19 protein-coding genes and 1 tRNA gene are annotated in these 14,567 nt (G+C 27.7%); 5 read left to right on the top strand and 15 right to left on the bottom strand.

The annotated features are described in order from the left end of the window. Positions 1–240: 240 nt before the first annotated feature. From PMT9312_RS04835 to PMT9312_RS09765, 3 genes are all read right to left on the bottom strand, one after another. Positions 241–825, bottom strand: a complete 585-nt coding sequence (locus PMT9312_RS04835) for a peroxiredoxin (protein ID WP_011376496.1) — start codon at positions 823–825, stop codon at positions 241–243. A gap of 468 nt (positions 826–1,293) precedes the next feature. Next, positions 1,294–1,515, bottom strand: coding sequence for a hypothetical protein (locus tag PMT9312_RS04830; RefSeq protein WP_011376495.1), 222 nt, complete (start codon positions 1,513–1,515; stop codon positions 1,294–1,296). 63 nt (positions 1,516–1,578) lie between these two features. Then, positions 1,579–1,749, bottom strand: coding sequence for a hypothetical protein (locus tag PMT9312_RS09765; protein WP_193741847.1), 171 nt, complete (start codon positions 1,747–1,749; stop codon positions 1,579–1,581). 182 nt (positions 1,750–1,931) lie between these two features. Between PMT9312_RS09765 and PMT9312_RS09585 the strand changes: the two genes are divergently transcribed. Beyond that, a complete protein-coding gene (locus PMT9312_RS09585) occupies positions 1,932–2,138 on the top strand; it encodes a hypothetical protein (protein WP_036924524.1) in 207 nt (68 codons plus the stop codon). Positions 2,139–2,761: 623 nt separating this feature from the next. On the opposite strand, the gene PMT9312_RS09760 is transcribed toward PMT9312_RS09585, so the two are convergent. Then, complete coding sequence (locus PMT9312_RS09760; protein WP_193741848.1) at positions 2,762–2,914, bottom strand: hypothetical protein; 153 nt, start codon at positions 2,912–2,914, stop codon at positions 2,762–2,764. 78 nt (positions 2,915–2,992) lie between these two features. Here PMT9312_RS09760 and PMT9312_RS04815 point away from each other — a divergent pair, with 78 nt between their 5' ends. After that, positions 2,993–3,358, top strand: coding sequence for a hypothetical protein (locus tag PMT9312_RS04815; RefSeq protein ID WP_036924531.1), 366 nt, complete (start codon positions 2,993–2,995; stop codon positions 3,356–3,358). A 325-nt stretch (positions 3,359–3,683) separates the two neighbouring features. Here the strand turns inward: PMT9312_RS04815 and clpS are convergent, their stop codons facing one another. The 5 genes from clpS to PMT9312_RS04790 all read right to left on the bottom strand — a co-directional run bounded on the left by clpS (position 3,684) and on the right by PMT9312_RS04790 (position 5,510). Then, a complete protein-coding gene (gene clpS, locus PMT9312_RS04810) occupies positions 3,684–3,971 on the bottom strand; it encodes an ATP-dependent Clp protease adapter ClpS (protein ID WP_011376492.1) in 288 nt (95 codons plus the stop codon). 68 nt (positions 3,972–4,039) lie between these two features. Next, a tRNA-Met gene (locus tag PMT9312_RS04805) sits at positions 4,040–4,113 on the bottom strand. Between the two features lie 29 nt (positions 4,114–4,142). Further along, on the bottom strand, positions 4,143–4,625 hold the full coding sequence (locus PMT9312_RS04800; RefSeq protein ID WP_011376491.1) for a tRNA (cytidine(34)-2'-O)-methyltransferase: 483 nt from the start codon (positions 4,623–4,625) through the stop codon (positions 4,143–4,145). Between the two features lie 2 nt (positions 4,626–4,627). Further along, on the bottom strand, positions 4,628–5,188 hold the full coding sequence (locus PMT9312_RS04795) for a bifunctional adenosylcobinamide kinase/adenosylcobinamide-phosphate guanylyltransferase (RefSeq protein ID WP_011376490.1): 561 nt from the start codon (positions 5,186–5,188) through the stop codon (positions 4,628–4,630). Positions 5,189–5,198: 10 nt separating this feature from the next. Continuing rightward, on the bottom strand, positions 5,199–5,510 hold the full coding sequence (locus tag PMT9312_RS04790) for a hypothetical protein (protein WP_011376489.1): 312 nt from the start codon (positions 5,508–5,510) through the stop codon (positions 5,199–5,201). A 110-nt stretch (positions 5,511–5,620) separates the two neighbouring features. On the opposite strand from PMT9312_RS04790, the gene PMT9312_RS04785 reads away from it, so the two are divergent. Then, a complete protein-coding gene (locus PMT9312_RS04785) occupies positions 5,621–6,247 on the top strand; it encodes a cofactor assembly of complex C subunit B (protein ID WP_011376488.1) in 627 nt (208 codons plus the stop codon). Here PMT9312_RS04785 and lptC read toward each other — a convergent pair. From lptC to rpmG, 5 genes are all read right to left on the bottom strand, one after another. Further along, positions 6,244–6,867 (bottom strand): LPS export ABC transporter periplasmic protein LptC, encoded by a 624-nt coding sequence (gene lptC, locus PMT9312_RS04780; RefSeq protein WP_225866657.1) that lies wholly within the window; start codon positions 6,865–6,867, stop codon positions 6,244–6,246. The genes PMT9312_RS04785 and lptC overlap by 4 nt on opposite strands. Further along, a complete protein-coding gene (locus tag PMT9312_RS04775) occupies positions 6,860–8,395 on the bottom strand; it encodes a methionine--tRNA ligase (protein WP_011376486.1) in 1,536 nt (511 codons plus the stop codon). The genes lptC and PMT9312_RS04775 overlap by 8 nt, the downstream gene beginning before the upstream one ends. 68 nt (positions 8,396–8,463) lie before the next feature. After that, positions 8,464–9,648, bottom strand: coding sequence for a ribonuclease catalytic domain-containing protein (locus tag PMT9312_RS04770; RefSeq protein WP_011376485.1), 1,185 nt, complete (start codon positions 9,646–9,648; stop codon positions 8,464–8,466). A gap of 45 nt (positions 9,649–9,693) precedes the next feature. Further along, positions 9,694–9,915: a 30S ribosomal protein S18 gene (gene rpsR, locus PMT9312_RS04765; protein WP_002806014.1), complete on the bottom strand. Its 222-nt coding sequence runs from the start codon at positions 9,913–9,915 to the stop codon at positions 9,694–9,696. Positions 9,916–9,927: 12 nt separating this feature from the next. Then, entirely contained in the window at positions 9,928–10,122 is a 195-nt protein-coding gene (gene rpmG / locus PMT9312_RS04760) for a 50S ribosomal protein L33 (RefSeq protein ID WP_002805540.1), read from the bottom strand. Between the two features lie 100 nt (positions 10,123–10,222). Between rpmG and pheT the strand changes: the two genes are divergently transcribed. Both pheT and PMT9312_RS04750 read left to right on the top strand, forming a co-directional pair. Beyond that, positions 10,223–12,667 carry a phenylalanine--tRNA ligase subunit beta gene (pheT, locus tag PMT9312_RS04755; RefSeq protein WP_011376484.1) on the top strand — a complete coding sequence of 815 codons (2,445 nt, stop codon included), beginning with the start codon at positions 10,223–10,225 and terminating at the stop codon, positions 12,665–12,667. A 104-nt stretch (positions 12,668–12,771) separates the two neighbouring features. Next, entirely contained in the window at positions 12,772–13,020 is a 249-nt protein-coding gene (locus tag PMT9312_RS04750; RefSeq protein WP_011376483.1) for a hypothetical protein, read from the top strand. Positions 13,021–13,428: 408 nt separating this feature from the next. Here PMT9312_RS04750 and PMT9312_RS04745 read toward each other — a convergent pair whose 3' ends face one another. After that, positions 13,429–14,439 (bottom strand): molecular chaperone DnaJ, encoded by a 1,011-nt coding sequence (locus tag PMT9312_RS04745; protein WP_011376482.1) that lies wholly within the window; start codon positions 14,437–14,439, stop codon positions 13,429–13,431. Positions 14,440–14,567: the final 128 nt, after the last annotated feature.

The raw sequence follows: 14,567 nt of genomic DNA, 5'->3' as shown, positions 1-14,567 counted from the left end.
CAGTTTCATATATATAGATATTTTCGTTTAAATGACTTAAATTTAATTAATGTTTTTATCTTAATCGCTATAGAAATTTCATATTTTACGTGGTCTTTTTTATCATATAAAACTAATTTAAGCGATTGGATTGTACGCACGCCTCAAAATGGGGATATTATCCCCCTTTTGAATATGGTTATTTTTTATTTTTTTATAATTATTTACTACTCAATACTTACCTAAAAGTTTCTAATCCTTCTATAGCGCAGAAAAATATTCTTTACTACCTTTAGGGTCCTCTAACATTGTCTTCTCCCCGGGGGTCCAGTTTGCAGGACATACTTCATCGGGGTTTGCAGCGACGTATTGATAGCCTTGAAGGATTCTTAATGTTTCATCAACATTTCTACCTACAGGAGCTTTGTTAACAGTCGTATGCATAACTATTCCTTCAGGATTGATGAGAAATAAACCTCTATCTGCTTCACCATCATCATTTAAAACGTTATATGCCTGGCAAATTTCTCTTTTTAAATCAGAAACTAATGGGTAGTTAATATCACCTATTCCACCCTCATTTCTCGGAGTTTGTATCCAAGCTAAATGACAGTGTTTGCTATCAACTGATACACCAAGTATTTCCGCATCAATTGATGAGAAATCTTGATATCTATCACTAAATGCTGTGATCTCAGTTGGACATACAAATGTAAAGTCTAATGGGTAAAAGAATAAAACAACCCACTTACCTCTTAGACCTGAAAGTGTAATTTCCTTAAACTCTTGATCGTATACTGCTGTAGCAGTGAAATCTGGTGCTTCTTGTCCAACTCTTAAGCTCATTGAATAATTTGTCCTTATTTGAATTATGTATGGTCTATAAGACCTTAATAAGTATTATAATTTTATTGACAATAAATTAGCAAGTTTTTTTCAAATTCAATGAAATGGCATTATTCCTTTACAAGAAAGTTTTCTATTTTGAATCATAATAAACTTTTAAAAAATCTCAAAAAGGAGTTGATTAAATATCCCATTAATAGGCTTGAAAAATAAATTTGAATTAAAGTAAATTTTTTTTTATTTAAGATTCCTTTAAATTTAACTCTCTATAATAATAAAAATTATTCTTATAAGTAATTTTAATTATGGCTAAATATATTGAAAGACTAAAGAATAAAGTTAAAATAAAAAAATTTGAACCTAATCAGCCAATTGGAGCTTGGATTTTCGTTATATTATTAAATATAGTAGGATTTGCGGGTTATTTTTACTTAAAGGTAAATCATATACAACTAGGTAGTTAAAAACTTATCTTATTTCCTTTTTAATTGAGCGACAAAAATTTTTTAGTCTTTCATTTCTTGTTAAGTCAGGTAAAGTCCATATTGATTCTGTTTCCGGTAATGGATCTTTGCTCCATTCTTTGAATTCTTCCATTATCGATTCATTATTTAATTTTGATGTAGACTTTTTTCGTTTTTTTAAGTATTTTCTAATTACTTTAAGATTTGCCTCAATATATTCCCTCATAATAAATACTAAATATTGTATTAATCTATCATCTAGCTCGCGCTCCTTTATGGGAGATCTCGATTAGGCGTTTTGAACTGCTTGAAAAAGACCAAATGAGTAACCCCCTATAAGGATCCAGCCAAGTAAACTTGATATTATTGTGGATCTTCTATTATGTCTTCTAATAGCTGATTCTATCATTTCATTCACTTCATCTCTATTAAGATATTCTTTTCTAGATTCTTTTTTCATTTTTTTTTTTTTTTTTTTCTACAATAAACGAATTTATAAAAAAGTGAGCTTATGAATTTTAAATAACAGTATAAGTCTTATATCTGAAGAATTTATAAATATTTTTTATATTTTAGCAATAAAAATATGTTAAAAATTTTAGGAGTAATTTTTAAAATTGTAAGTTAGAGTAGTTTCATTAAATGATCATAGTATTTTTGTCTATAGAAACAATGAATATCAATGATAAATCTGTTTTAGAAATGCTTAATAAACTTATTGCTATTGACAGGCTCAATAAAATTCAAACTCTTCAAATGGTGAATTTAGTATCTCTATCAAATGATATCAATGATTTAAAAGATAATTTAGAATGGGAAAGTTCTAAATCATTTCATCAAAATACTTAATATATAAACTAAATGCTAGATATATATATTTATAATTGAAATTTAAATAAGAGATAAAAAATAGTTAAATAATTTAATTAAGAGTTTTCAAAAATTTATATATAATTTGTTCAAATGAATTTTTGATAATAAGGTTTCTTATAAGATACTCTCACTTGATTACTATAATTAAGTGTTGTTTTCTTATCCTTGTTAAATGATTTAATTAATATTGTAGAAGTGATGATTATTATTAATATAATTAGTAAATCTCCAATAGTAATTCCCCTCTCCTTAAGATTCATAGTAAGGTATATATTTTCCTTAATATAGCCTTTTTTATTTAATAAATTTATATTTTTTACAAACATGCCAAAAAATGTATATTAAGGAAATATAAAAAAAATATAAAAATATAAAGACTTAAGGCTGTTAAATCATATAAAACTAATAGTTTGAATAAATTTAATGGATATCAAAAAAAAAATTGGTAGTACTAACAATCCGGATTTTTTCTCTAAAGAGATGATTATCACAAAAAAATCTCTTAACGAAAATCAACTCAAATATACTTATCAAAAACAATTAATCTCAGATCTAGATTATAAGCACAAGGAATGGTCTAAATTTGTTGATAATAAGTTTTAAAAGCTTTCGTTAAGAATATTTAAAAGTTTATTTCTTTTATTTGTGTTTTTCTCTTCCCAATAAAGTGTTACTTCATCATTAATGATAGGTTTTGCTTCATAGGCTAAATACCAAAGAATAAATCCGGCAGGAAATATTAAAATATGCATAACAAAGATTAGTTGACTTAATTTAAATATAGTGCAACACTTGTAATGTGCAAGTGTGACACTAATTTTAGTCTAATTATGCCCTCTCAGAGGAAAAGAATTGGCTTTTTGCCAAGTGAAGAAGTTCACGAAATTATTGAAAAATTGTGCACAGCTAATGAATTTAGTCAGTCAAAAGTTACGGGATTATTGGTTGAAGAAGCATTAAGGTCTAGAGGAGTATTAAGCGACTCTTTTACTAACAATAGAAATGATAAATCAAATTACATCAATTTTTCATTTGGAGAAGAACAATTATCTAAAAATAATAAATCCCCAGGTAATTGTAGCGATTATACAGTTAATAAAAAAGAATTTTCTGATGATATCAAAATGATGCATGAATTTATAGAGTTTAAGTATTTTAAAAAAGTTATGAAGCAAAATAACAATATTTTTGAATAACTAGTGTCACACTTATATCATTTATATGAATTGCCCTTCAAAGTCATACAGAAATTAAACAATAATAAATATTTATGAAACTATTTTTAATCAATTCCTTAATAAGGGACCCTAAGATTAATAGAATCTTTAAAATTTAGCGGACTAAATCCTCGTGGAGATATGAACCTTAGCCCGCTTTAAAAAAATAGCAACAAAAAAATATAAATACAATATACATGTACTCAAAAAATTTATCTTTATTTTGCTTATTCTTTGCATATTTATTAATCCTTGAACTGTTCGAATATATAAGCCAAAAATTCTCTGTCAATTTTAATTATTTTTATGTTTTGTCAATTGGAGCCATAGTTAAACCTTTGCTGACAAGTTGCTCATGATATAGCTCTGCCTGTTCAAGATTTCCTCTCCATACTTCTGCTGAACCTGTATTGTCTACTTTAATGGTTAGATCCCATGCCCTATTTTCACTCATACCTGGGATGATTATCAGAAGACAATTTGCGACATGTTGAAAAGTATTAAAACTATCATCAAGAACTATTACCCTCGCTTCTGGATATTTTACTTTAGATTTCTTATTATCTAATACTGTAAGGGGTGAATTATACATATTTGTGTGTATTAGTTATTGTAGGTTAGAAATTTCACCTAACATCTTTAATCGAAAAGTATTGATAATGTCTCGAGCGTGACTTGAACACGCGACCTGCGGGCTATGAATCCGCCGCTCTAACCAGCTGAGCTACCGAGACATGGGAATATTGTAAGACATTGCTTGTACTTAATTACCATTTTGAGAATTTATTTGTTTATGAGCCTCATATATAGCAATACCGCATGCTACAGAAAGATTTAGACTCCTAACACCTTTCTGATCATTGTTTTCAGTTTGTAAATTTGGCATAAATATTGATATTAAATAGTCACTATTATCAATAATTAAATCTGGCAATCCTGAATCTTCTCTCCCAAATAGCAAAACATCATCTTCCTGAAATTTAAAGTCTTTCAAATATATTCCATTCTTTTTACTAAAAGAAATTATTCTTTTAGTTTGTTTTGAAGCTAAAAATTTTTTAAAATTTGCATACTTATTAACAGTAACTAGAGGCCAATAGTCTAATCCTGCTCTTTTTAAATATTTATCTTCTAGTTTAAAACCTAAGGGCTCTATAAGATTTAAAGGTATATTAAATGCAGCACATGATCTGGCAATATTACCAGTATTTTGAGGGATTCTAGGTTCAAATAGAGTGACTTCCAATTTTAAGCAGGTATTTCTAAACTTATATCATCTATTTTGATTGCTCTGCCATTTATTGCCAGCCAATTATCTTTGGATATTTTGGTTATTCTCTTTTGAAGTTCGCCGATTCTTTCAATATAAGTATTACCAATTTTATATTCAGAGACCAAACTCCAACCTACTTGTTCTCCAACAATAAATGTTATGCTTTTTCTTTTTATTAAAAGATTTATAAGAGAATACATCTTTGTTGACCATTCATTATGTTCTTTTCCAATATTTTCCATAACAAATCCACCAATCGAGTCTATTAATAATGGACCATCTTCTTTGCTTAATGTATTTAATAGATCTGTGGTTTCAATTAACTTCCAATATTTCGGCCTTCTGTTTCTATGTATATTAATTTTTTCTTGCCATTCTTTATCATCAATATTGTTTTCAGATAAGGCAACATATGATAATTTTTTTACTTCCTTTGCTAGATGCTCTGCGAATTCACTTTTACCACTCTTTGTTCCTCCTGTAATAAAAATAATATGAGATAAATAATCTTTAATATTTAAATCCTTGGAATTCATAAATTCTCTATTATTTAGAGAAATACCACCATGTTGCTAAAGGAATAATCGTGGCAGCAATTAATAATGCAATAACTATATAAGTAGCTGTTGAACTCTCAGTATCTTTGGATCTCATAGTGTTAAAATTCGGATCTATTACCGGGTTGTCAATAGATGATGGCTGACTTTTTTCGTAATTGATAATTGTCTTTTGTTGAGTAACACCAACAAATCTGTTTATATTGCTAACATCTTTTGCGTATGTAGTTGAAGGAATAAGAATAAATATTAAGCCAGTAATGATAAATGAAAAAAGATACTTATTAATGTTTAGGTTCATTTTTTATGTTTTTACTAATTATATATTAAAAACAATATGATTGAGTATTATTAAACGTATTAAACAATATAATATTTGCATAATTTAAATAGAATTAACATATTTAATATATGGGATTCAATGGAAAATCTTTAATATTAATCGGAACAATACTCTTTATTTTTCAGATAGCAAATTTCTTTTCAATAGAAACAATTACTCCTGAGCTTGAAAGAGCTCAAGTGTTAGCTGCAATAGCTTCAATAATTATTATTTTGATTGGTTTCTTATTTAAACAATTCGAGCCTTTAGCTGGTGAGAAAGCTGATTTAAAAGGAGAAACTAAGTTTTTCTTCGAAAAAAACATTCCGGATGAAGTTATTGATGAACTTGCATGGGGATCTGAAGCGATATTAACTTCTACTGCAGCAGCAGCAATATTAATCCATAATGATGGAGTAAATATATTAAGAAGAGGAATTACTTCAAGTAATGAGTTTAAACCTGGAGAAACTTGTCTGAGATCAATAAAAGATATGAAGTTAATATCATTGGCAAACACTAAATTTTATCCAGGAAGAGATGAATTTTTTAATTTTTGTGCCGATATTCCATCTATCTTAATTGTTCCCATTAATAAACAGGCTTTTATATTGATAGGAGGCTGGAGTGCTAAGTGTTTTAGTAAGTCTGATGAAAAATGGATAAATAATTGGTCGAAAAAAATTAATAATATTTTTTCAAAAAATAATATTTAAAAATATATTATTGATTTAACTCTTTTATCTTTTGCTTTAAAACTTACAGATTCAGTATTTAGATTATAGTAAGCATTTTCTGAATTTATTTCATATTTATTATCGTTATTTTCATCTTTTATTATATATTTTACTGGATTGAAGAATTCAATTATGTTATTAGAACCTAAAATAGCTTTTCCTGAATTTAAGATGATATTTTGATTTTCAAATCTTATATTTCCCTCTAATAAATAGTTAGTCTCTTCTATATTCCAAATAAAAGTATCGGCATATAATATATCCTCATCTTTCTTAAGAGTTTTTAATTTTACATTCCCTTTCAATTTAAGAAGTTTATTATTGTCTGATAATGTAGATTCTTCTGAACTAATAATATATTTAGTCTCTTCTCCTTTGAAAATATTTATGGTGGGTTTTTTTAATTTAAATTTTAGTTCAGTAATATTATAACTTGAGTCTGGGCTGGTAATTGAGTATATTTTTTCTCCTGATTGAGAGAAAATATTCATATCTAAAGTATTTATTTTTTGTATTACTTTATTTTCTTCAATGATATTTGGTACGCAACCAAGCATAAAAAAAGGAAGGAAAATTAATAATCTATATATCTTATTCATACTCAAGCTTATTTATTATTGGTGAGGGTTTAGGAAGGCTTGAGTTACTAACTAATAATCCCCATTTTAATTGTTGTTTCCAAGGAATTTCTTTTCTGTATATTGAACCAAGTTGCTCGTTAATTTTTGTTGATAATTCGGGTAATATAGGTATTAATAATAATCCTATTATTCGGGTACTTTCTAATACATTGTAAATAATTTCTTTAACAAGAGGTAAATTATCAATCTCTTTTATTAACATCCATGGTTGATTATCATTCAAATACAAATTTGTATTTATGGCTAGGCTAAGCACTTCATTAGCTGCTAGATCTAATTTGTAAATATCAAAGTTATGTATATAGTTTTTAACTGAAATTTTGGCATAATTCTCTAATTTATTTTCATTTATAATATTTTCATTATTTGGCACTTTATTGCCAAACCATTTTCTAGACATAGATGATGTTCTATTTAGTAAATTACCAATTGTATTGGCTAAGTCATTATTGATAATGTCAACAAATCTTTTATGTTGAAAATCTCCATCATTACCTAGTGATATATCTTTAATGAGGTACCACCTCACAGGATCATTTCCATATTTAGAAAGCAATAAATCAGGGTCGAGTACATTTCCCAAGCTTTTACCCATTTTTTGCCCCTCTCTTGTAAGAAACCCATGCCCGAAAACTTTTTTAGGGACTTTCATATTCGCAGAAATGAGCATTGCAGGCCAATATACAGCATGGAATCTCAGTATATCCTTACCAATTAAATGAACATCAGCTGGCCATCCTCCATTAATTGATCTTTCCAATGAATTATCTGATGTATCAGAACTAATGGCACTTACATATCCAAGTAAAGCATCAAACCATACATAAAACGTATGGTTATCGTAACCAGGGACAGGAATTCCCCATGAGACATTTGTTCTTGAAATTGAAAAATCCTTTAAACCTCTAGAAACAAAATTTATAATTTCATTCTTTCTTTCTATTGGCTCTATAAAAGAAGGTTCGTTGATTATTTTTTCAATTTCTTTTTGATATTTCGAAAGCCTAAAAAAGAGATTTTCTTCATTTTTCCATTCTAAATTTTTTTGATGTATGGGACACTTGTATGTTGATGAGTTTTCTGGATTATCTTTAAATTCTTCACAACCGACACAATACCAACCTTTTTGAACTCCCATATAGATATCATCTGATGATTTTACTCTTTCATAAAATTCATTAACAACAAATTCATGATTTTTTGAGCTTGTCCTTATAAATTTATCAAAGGATATATTCCAATTTTTCCAATTAATATTAAATACTTCTGAGATTTCATCACAATGTGATTTTGGTTCAATACCCTTTTCATTAGCTGTTCTTTGTATTTTTAAACCATGTTCATCAACACCAGTAATGAAAATAACATCTTCACCTACAAGTCTTTTATACCTAGCTATCGAGTCACAAATTATTGTTGTATATACACTTCCTAAATGAGGTTTGTCATTAACATAGTATAAAGGTGTAGTAATGACAAAAGTCATAAAGCTTTTTTATTAATACTAACAGATATTTTTTAAACTAATAACAACCTATTATATTTATTATATTATTAATAAATAAATTCTAAAAGATTACTATCATTTATAATATATTTGACTTTATATATTTTATTACTATATATTTCTATTGATACAAAAAGAGTAATAAGTATTTCTAGTGAATAATCTGGAAAATAAACCAAAGCAATATTTCTTTTATGATTGATCCACTTAACAAATATTATTTTATAAAAAGGTTTTTTTTCATTCATAAAAAATAATTTTAAATACTTAAATTTATCATTTTTAAATATATTATTATTCTCTGATTGTCTATTCTTTGAATAATCAATAATTTCAGAGACTGATTTTATACTTAGAAGTTCGTAATCATTGATTTTATTATATACTTGTCTTTGTATAATTAAATCAAGATATCTTCTTAATGGTGAAGTACATTGTACATACATTTTAAGGCCTAGTGATTCATGGATACCGGGCTTAGTTGTTATATAACTTCTTCCCATATATTGTTTTAATATTATATATTTAATTTCACTATCATTGTATCTATTAAGTATTTCATGTGGTTTGCAATTTAACTTTTGGATCCTAAAAGCAGCTGCTAAATTATATTTATCTATAAATAAACTTGTTACATAACCCATTAATATCATTGATTCTGAAACTATAGATTGTGATATTGTTTTATCTAGTTTTTTTAGTATAATTTTATCCTTATATAATTTAATTTTACTATTAGGACTTTCAAATATAATTGCTCCTTGTTTTTTTCTGAATGAAATACTTTTTTCTAATAAATTTTTTATCTCAATTAATTCTATTTCTTCTTTAGGTTCTAATTCTAATATTTCATTTGCATCTTCATATGTTAATTGATATTTTGGTTTTATTTTTGCTTCAGTTATTTCATAATTATGAATTGAACCATCGTCGTTGAATTCTATTGCTCCACTAATAGTTTCTGAAATTTTATTTTGAGCTAGATTTGCCTTTTCAAGAATATTCTTAGGTAGCATTGGAACATATTGATCTGTCAAATATAAACTGCTATTTTTCAATCTTGCATCGAGATCAACATTAGAGTCATGCAAAAAAAACTTGCATGGATTACTAATGTGTATCCATAGTTTTTTTGTATTTCCATTTTTTATTTCTAAGGAAATAGCATCATCGACTTCATGTGGATTTTCAGAGTCAATAATATATGTTTTTAAATTAGTTAAATCTTTCAAATATTTGAAAAATTAATTATAGAGCTAACTATATTCAATATGAAATTATCCTTCAGGATTTACAAAGGGTAAGAGAGCTACAATTCGGGCTCTTTTTACAGCTAATGTAAGATCTCTTTGTTGCTTTGAGGTTAAACCAGTCATCCTTCTTGGTAGGATTTTGCCCCTCTCAGTTATGAATTTTTTTAGTAGTTCTACATCCTTATAGTCAATAGGATCTCCGGGTTTGATAGGTGATAATTGTTTTTTAAAAATTGAATTAGGCATGATTTGATTCGATTACTTTATTTCTTTGTGTATTGTCATTCTATTTAAATGAGGATTAAACTTTTTTAGTTCTAATCTTTCAGTTGTATTTCTACGATTCTTTTCAGTAGTATATCTTGAGACACCATTTGATCTCTTAGGATCTGTGCTTGTCCTAGCTTCAGTACATTCCAGGGTCACTACAACTCTTGTCCCTTTTTTAGCCATTTTAATTAATACTTTATTGTATAATTTTCTATTGTACATCTTCAACAAACTATTTTGAAGATATAATCATTTCTTTTATCATCATTGATTAAAAATATATATGAAAGTTTCTCAAAATTGGTTGAAAAATTTAGTAGAAATTTCTTCTACTCCTGTAGATCTCTCTGAGAAATTATCTATTGGTGGATTTGAGGTTGAATCATTAGAAGATTGTTCTAAAAATGTAAATGGTGTTGTTTTAGGTAAGGTCTTATCTGTTTTAAAACACGATGGATCTGACAAACTCTCAATTTGCCAAGTCGATATTGGTACTTCAAAGAATCTACAAATTATCTGTGGTGCGCGAAATATTAAACCAAATGTTTATGTTTATGTTGCTACTGTCGGCGCCAAATTAAATGCCGTTGATTTAACTATTAAAAGAAGTGAAATTAGAGGTGTCATGAGTGAAGGAATGATATGCTCTCTGCAGGAACTAGGATTAGAAGACTCTAGCGAAGGGATAGAGATCATTGATGAAGATTTAGCCTTAAAACATGAATTAGGCACTCCAGTGTCTGACTTACTTCAATTAAATGATTTTATATATGATTTAGCCATTACAGCTAATAGACCTGACGGAATGTCGGTTATAGGTATAGCCCGAGAAATTTCTGCCCTTTTAGAATCCAAATTAAGTTTTCCAGAATTAAACCATAAATACAATATTCATTTAAATAAGGGAATTAAACTTTGTCCAGAGGCTATAACATCTAATTGCATTTATACAATAAGCTGCATTGATGGAGTAAATGGAAATAAATTATCACCAATATGGCTTAAAGACCGTATAGAAAAATCAGGTATAAAGTCGATTAATCTTCTAGTTGATTTAACAAACTATATACTTTTAGAACAAGGGCAACCCTTGCATGCGTTTGACAAGGAAAAATTATCTAACTTAATTGGCAAGGATGTTTCTCCAGAAGACTTCTCTGTACGAAAAGCCAAGGATAACGAAAGCCTTGTATGTTTGGATGGAAAAAAATATGAATTAAATGAAAATATTACAGTAGTTACTTGTTCCGATAAACCTGTTGCTATTGCTGGGGTGATAGGTGGTTTAGAGACTTCTGTAAGCAATACTACCTCTTCTATTTACCTTGAGGGAGCTGTTTTTAATCCAGTTACCATAAGAAAATCTTCAAAGGCGGTTGGCATAAGAACAGAATCTAGCAGCAGATATGAAAAAGGGATTTCGTCAAAAAACACAATAAGCGCTGTTACAAGAGCAATGAATCTTTTAGAAGAATATTTTTCTATTAATTTACCCATCATCAATACTTCTAATTTAAAAAATAATGAGGATATTTTTATTAAATTACGGAGAAGTCGAATACATAAAATTCTTGGTCCATTAATCATTAACGATCAATTTGAAAAAAGAAATATATCTGATACTGAAATAGTTGATAAATTAACACTCATAGGTTGTTCTTTAAAAAGTAAAGAATATGGTTGGGATGTAGCAGTAATTCCAAATAGATCACAAGATTTAATAAGAGAAATAGATTTAATTGAAGAAATTGCGAGATTAATAGGGTATGACAGATTCGACTTGAACCTTCCTAATCCAATTAAACCTGGGAAATTGTCATCAGAGCAGTTGGCATTGAGAAAGGTAAAAAATGGATTTACAGAAAATGGTTTTAACGAGGTTCTTAGCTACTCTCTTGTTCCAGAAGATAAAGAAACACTTATAAAGATATCTAATCCTTTGTTATTAGAAACTAGCTGCCTAAGAGATAATATTTGGAAAGAACATTTGGAAATAGTAAACCGTAATATAAAAGCTGGACAAAACAGTTGTTATATATTTGAAATTGGAAATGTTTTTCATAAGAATACTGAGTTCATTCAAAAAGAAGTACTGAATGGTGCAATTTTTGGCAATAAAAGATTTGAAAAGTGGGTAAATTCTAACAAGGATAATGATCTTAATTATTATCAGGCTAGAGGAAAGTTAAAGGAAGCCTTATCATCTTTGAATATAAAAATTGATGATAAACCTACTGATTCAATTGATTTTCTACATCCAGGCAGAACAGCAAAATTGATTATTGAAGGAAAAGATGCAGGTTATTTTGGCGAAATACATCCCAAATTAATACTAGAAAAGAAATCATTAAAAATCGTTTATTTATTTAGCATAAATGTAGATAACCTTTTGGGTGCTAGTACAAGAAAAAATAAATGGATTCCAATATTTAAGCAATACCCAATTGTTCCGAAAATAGAAAGGGATATAAATTTTGTTTTCAGTAAGAAATTCTTAATTAGCGATATAACTTCACTAATAAAAAAAACAGGAAAAAATCTTTTAGAGGATGTTTATTTAATAGATATTTTTGAAGATATTAAACTTGGGGAGGATTATATAAGCTATACATTTAGATTATCTTATAGAGCTCAAGATAAAACATTACTGGACTCAGATATCAAAACAATACACTCAAGCATCATTTCTAATATTGAAAAAAGTTTTCAGACTAAATTGAGAAATTAGCTTCCCAAAAGTCTTATATTAGACTAAAAACTAGTCTAATATTAATTCTAGTATAAGACAAGTAATAATCATATAAAACTGATTAATGTTGTATTATAAAGTACATGATCAGTTTTCTATCTTTATTGCTTTCTTCAGTGCTTTGGGTACAAGTCCCTCAGTGGTCAGACGATTGGTCAAAATGCTCTGTTGATGTACCTGACGCTTCATGTCATTGGTATATAACTTCTCCAGATAATACTTTCGGGGAAGGGTTTGATTGGGCTAATGCTCCTTGGTTTGATGCAAACGGATTAAGCGATGTTCCTAGTATTGACAAGCAAACTGCGATTCAAAAGCTTCAGTCTAATTAGTACTGTCTTTAAGACAGTACGGCAAGACACAAAAGGACCTTATAGTAAGACTTTCTAGTCCTTATTAATATCTTGGACATTGAAAGGACATAGTTTATTGATTTATTGTTCAATTTTTCCTATGCAATAAACAGTTGGGGGGTTTTCGTATAAATTGATTAATTATTATATCTTACATATCTAATTTGAGACTATCTATTAGACTTATAATAAGTCTCATATAAGAAGTACTATACAAAAAATTTTATTTTTAAAAGTAAATTTTATTTTAATTTCATTTATACATAATTATTGTTTCCATTAATTTGAATAAATAATTGACGAAAATTAGAAATTCTAAATTTAACATATATCTTATATGAGACTATTAATTAGACTTATAAATAGTCTTATTTGAGAATTAGTATACTAATTTCTATAAAGATTTTTTAGCAATTGATACGCTTCATTTAATTTTCTCATTTGATCTGTTGATCCTCCAGCATCTGGATGCTTCTCTAATGCTATTGATTTATAGGCCTCCCTAATTTTGCGGAACGTATGAGCGGATCCTGCGGATGTTGATAATTTCAATAATTTAAGTGCCCCATGTACTGTCATTGTTGAGTCCAAAGTTTCAAATGAATTTGATCTATTATTTCGCTTAAATCTACTGATAAACCTTCTCATAAGTGTTGGTATTCTATTTATCAGATCTGATGTAGCAAAAGGGTCTTCTAAAACGCCAATCATTAATAAAACAATTTCAAGGGAAGGATTTTTCTTTATCCAAAATGGGCATAATTCTGACATTAATTTATTGGCTGCACTCCACGTAAAGGGTAGATTTTCAGTTCCATCAAGATTTGGCCATATATCCCTTTCAAACCAATCCATCGATGCTTTTACTACATGATCATTAGGAACTGATCCATATAAGGTTTTCCAATGACTAATTAACTCAATTCGACATTTTATTAATTCAGTTTCTTTAATTGTATTAATTTGAATATCATTAATATTCTCCTTTAATTTTTCACTATTAATACTTCTTCTTAGATTCTTTACTTTTTTTTTAACAAAATTGGGAAGGCTTATGTTTGAGTTGGCTTTTTCTTTATATTGATTGTTATTTGTAAATCTTTTATTCAAAGATATCTCATTAACTTCTTTTTTTACGTCTGATTTAATTAATACCAATGCAGTATCTTCATCAATATTTAAATTTTTATTATTATTATTCTCGTTAAAGTCTATTTCTTGCTGTTGGTTCTTAGGTAATAAATCATCTTCTTGAAGAAGTTCTTTAAGTATCTTTTCTATTACAGGTCCTCTTGCTCTAAATCCCCACTCTTTTCGTAATTGATCAAACCTGGAAATTAGTTCCTCAGGTAAATCAATTGAAATTCTTTTTGTATTTGAGTTGTCAGGAATATTCAATAATATTTTCTTGAATAGTATGGAATTTATTTAATTTTATTCAAAAAAAATTGAAAGTCCATACGGAATATTGTTTTTAAATTAAAACCAATTTATTTTTATGTCACAAGTCAATTAAGTATCTTTTT

Source organism: Prochlorococcus marinus str. MIT 9312, assembly GCF_000012645.1.
In the GTDB taxonomy this organism is placed as follows: domain Bacteria; phylum Cyanobacteriota; class Cyanobacteriia; order PCC-6307; family Cyanobiaceae; genus Prochlorococcus_A; species Prochlorococcus_A marinus_L.
The sequence above is the reverse complement of the archived record's forward strand: the minus strand, read 5'-3'. Positions and strand labels throughout refer to the sequence as shown.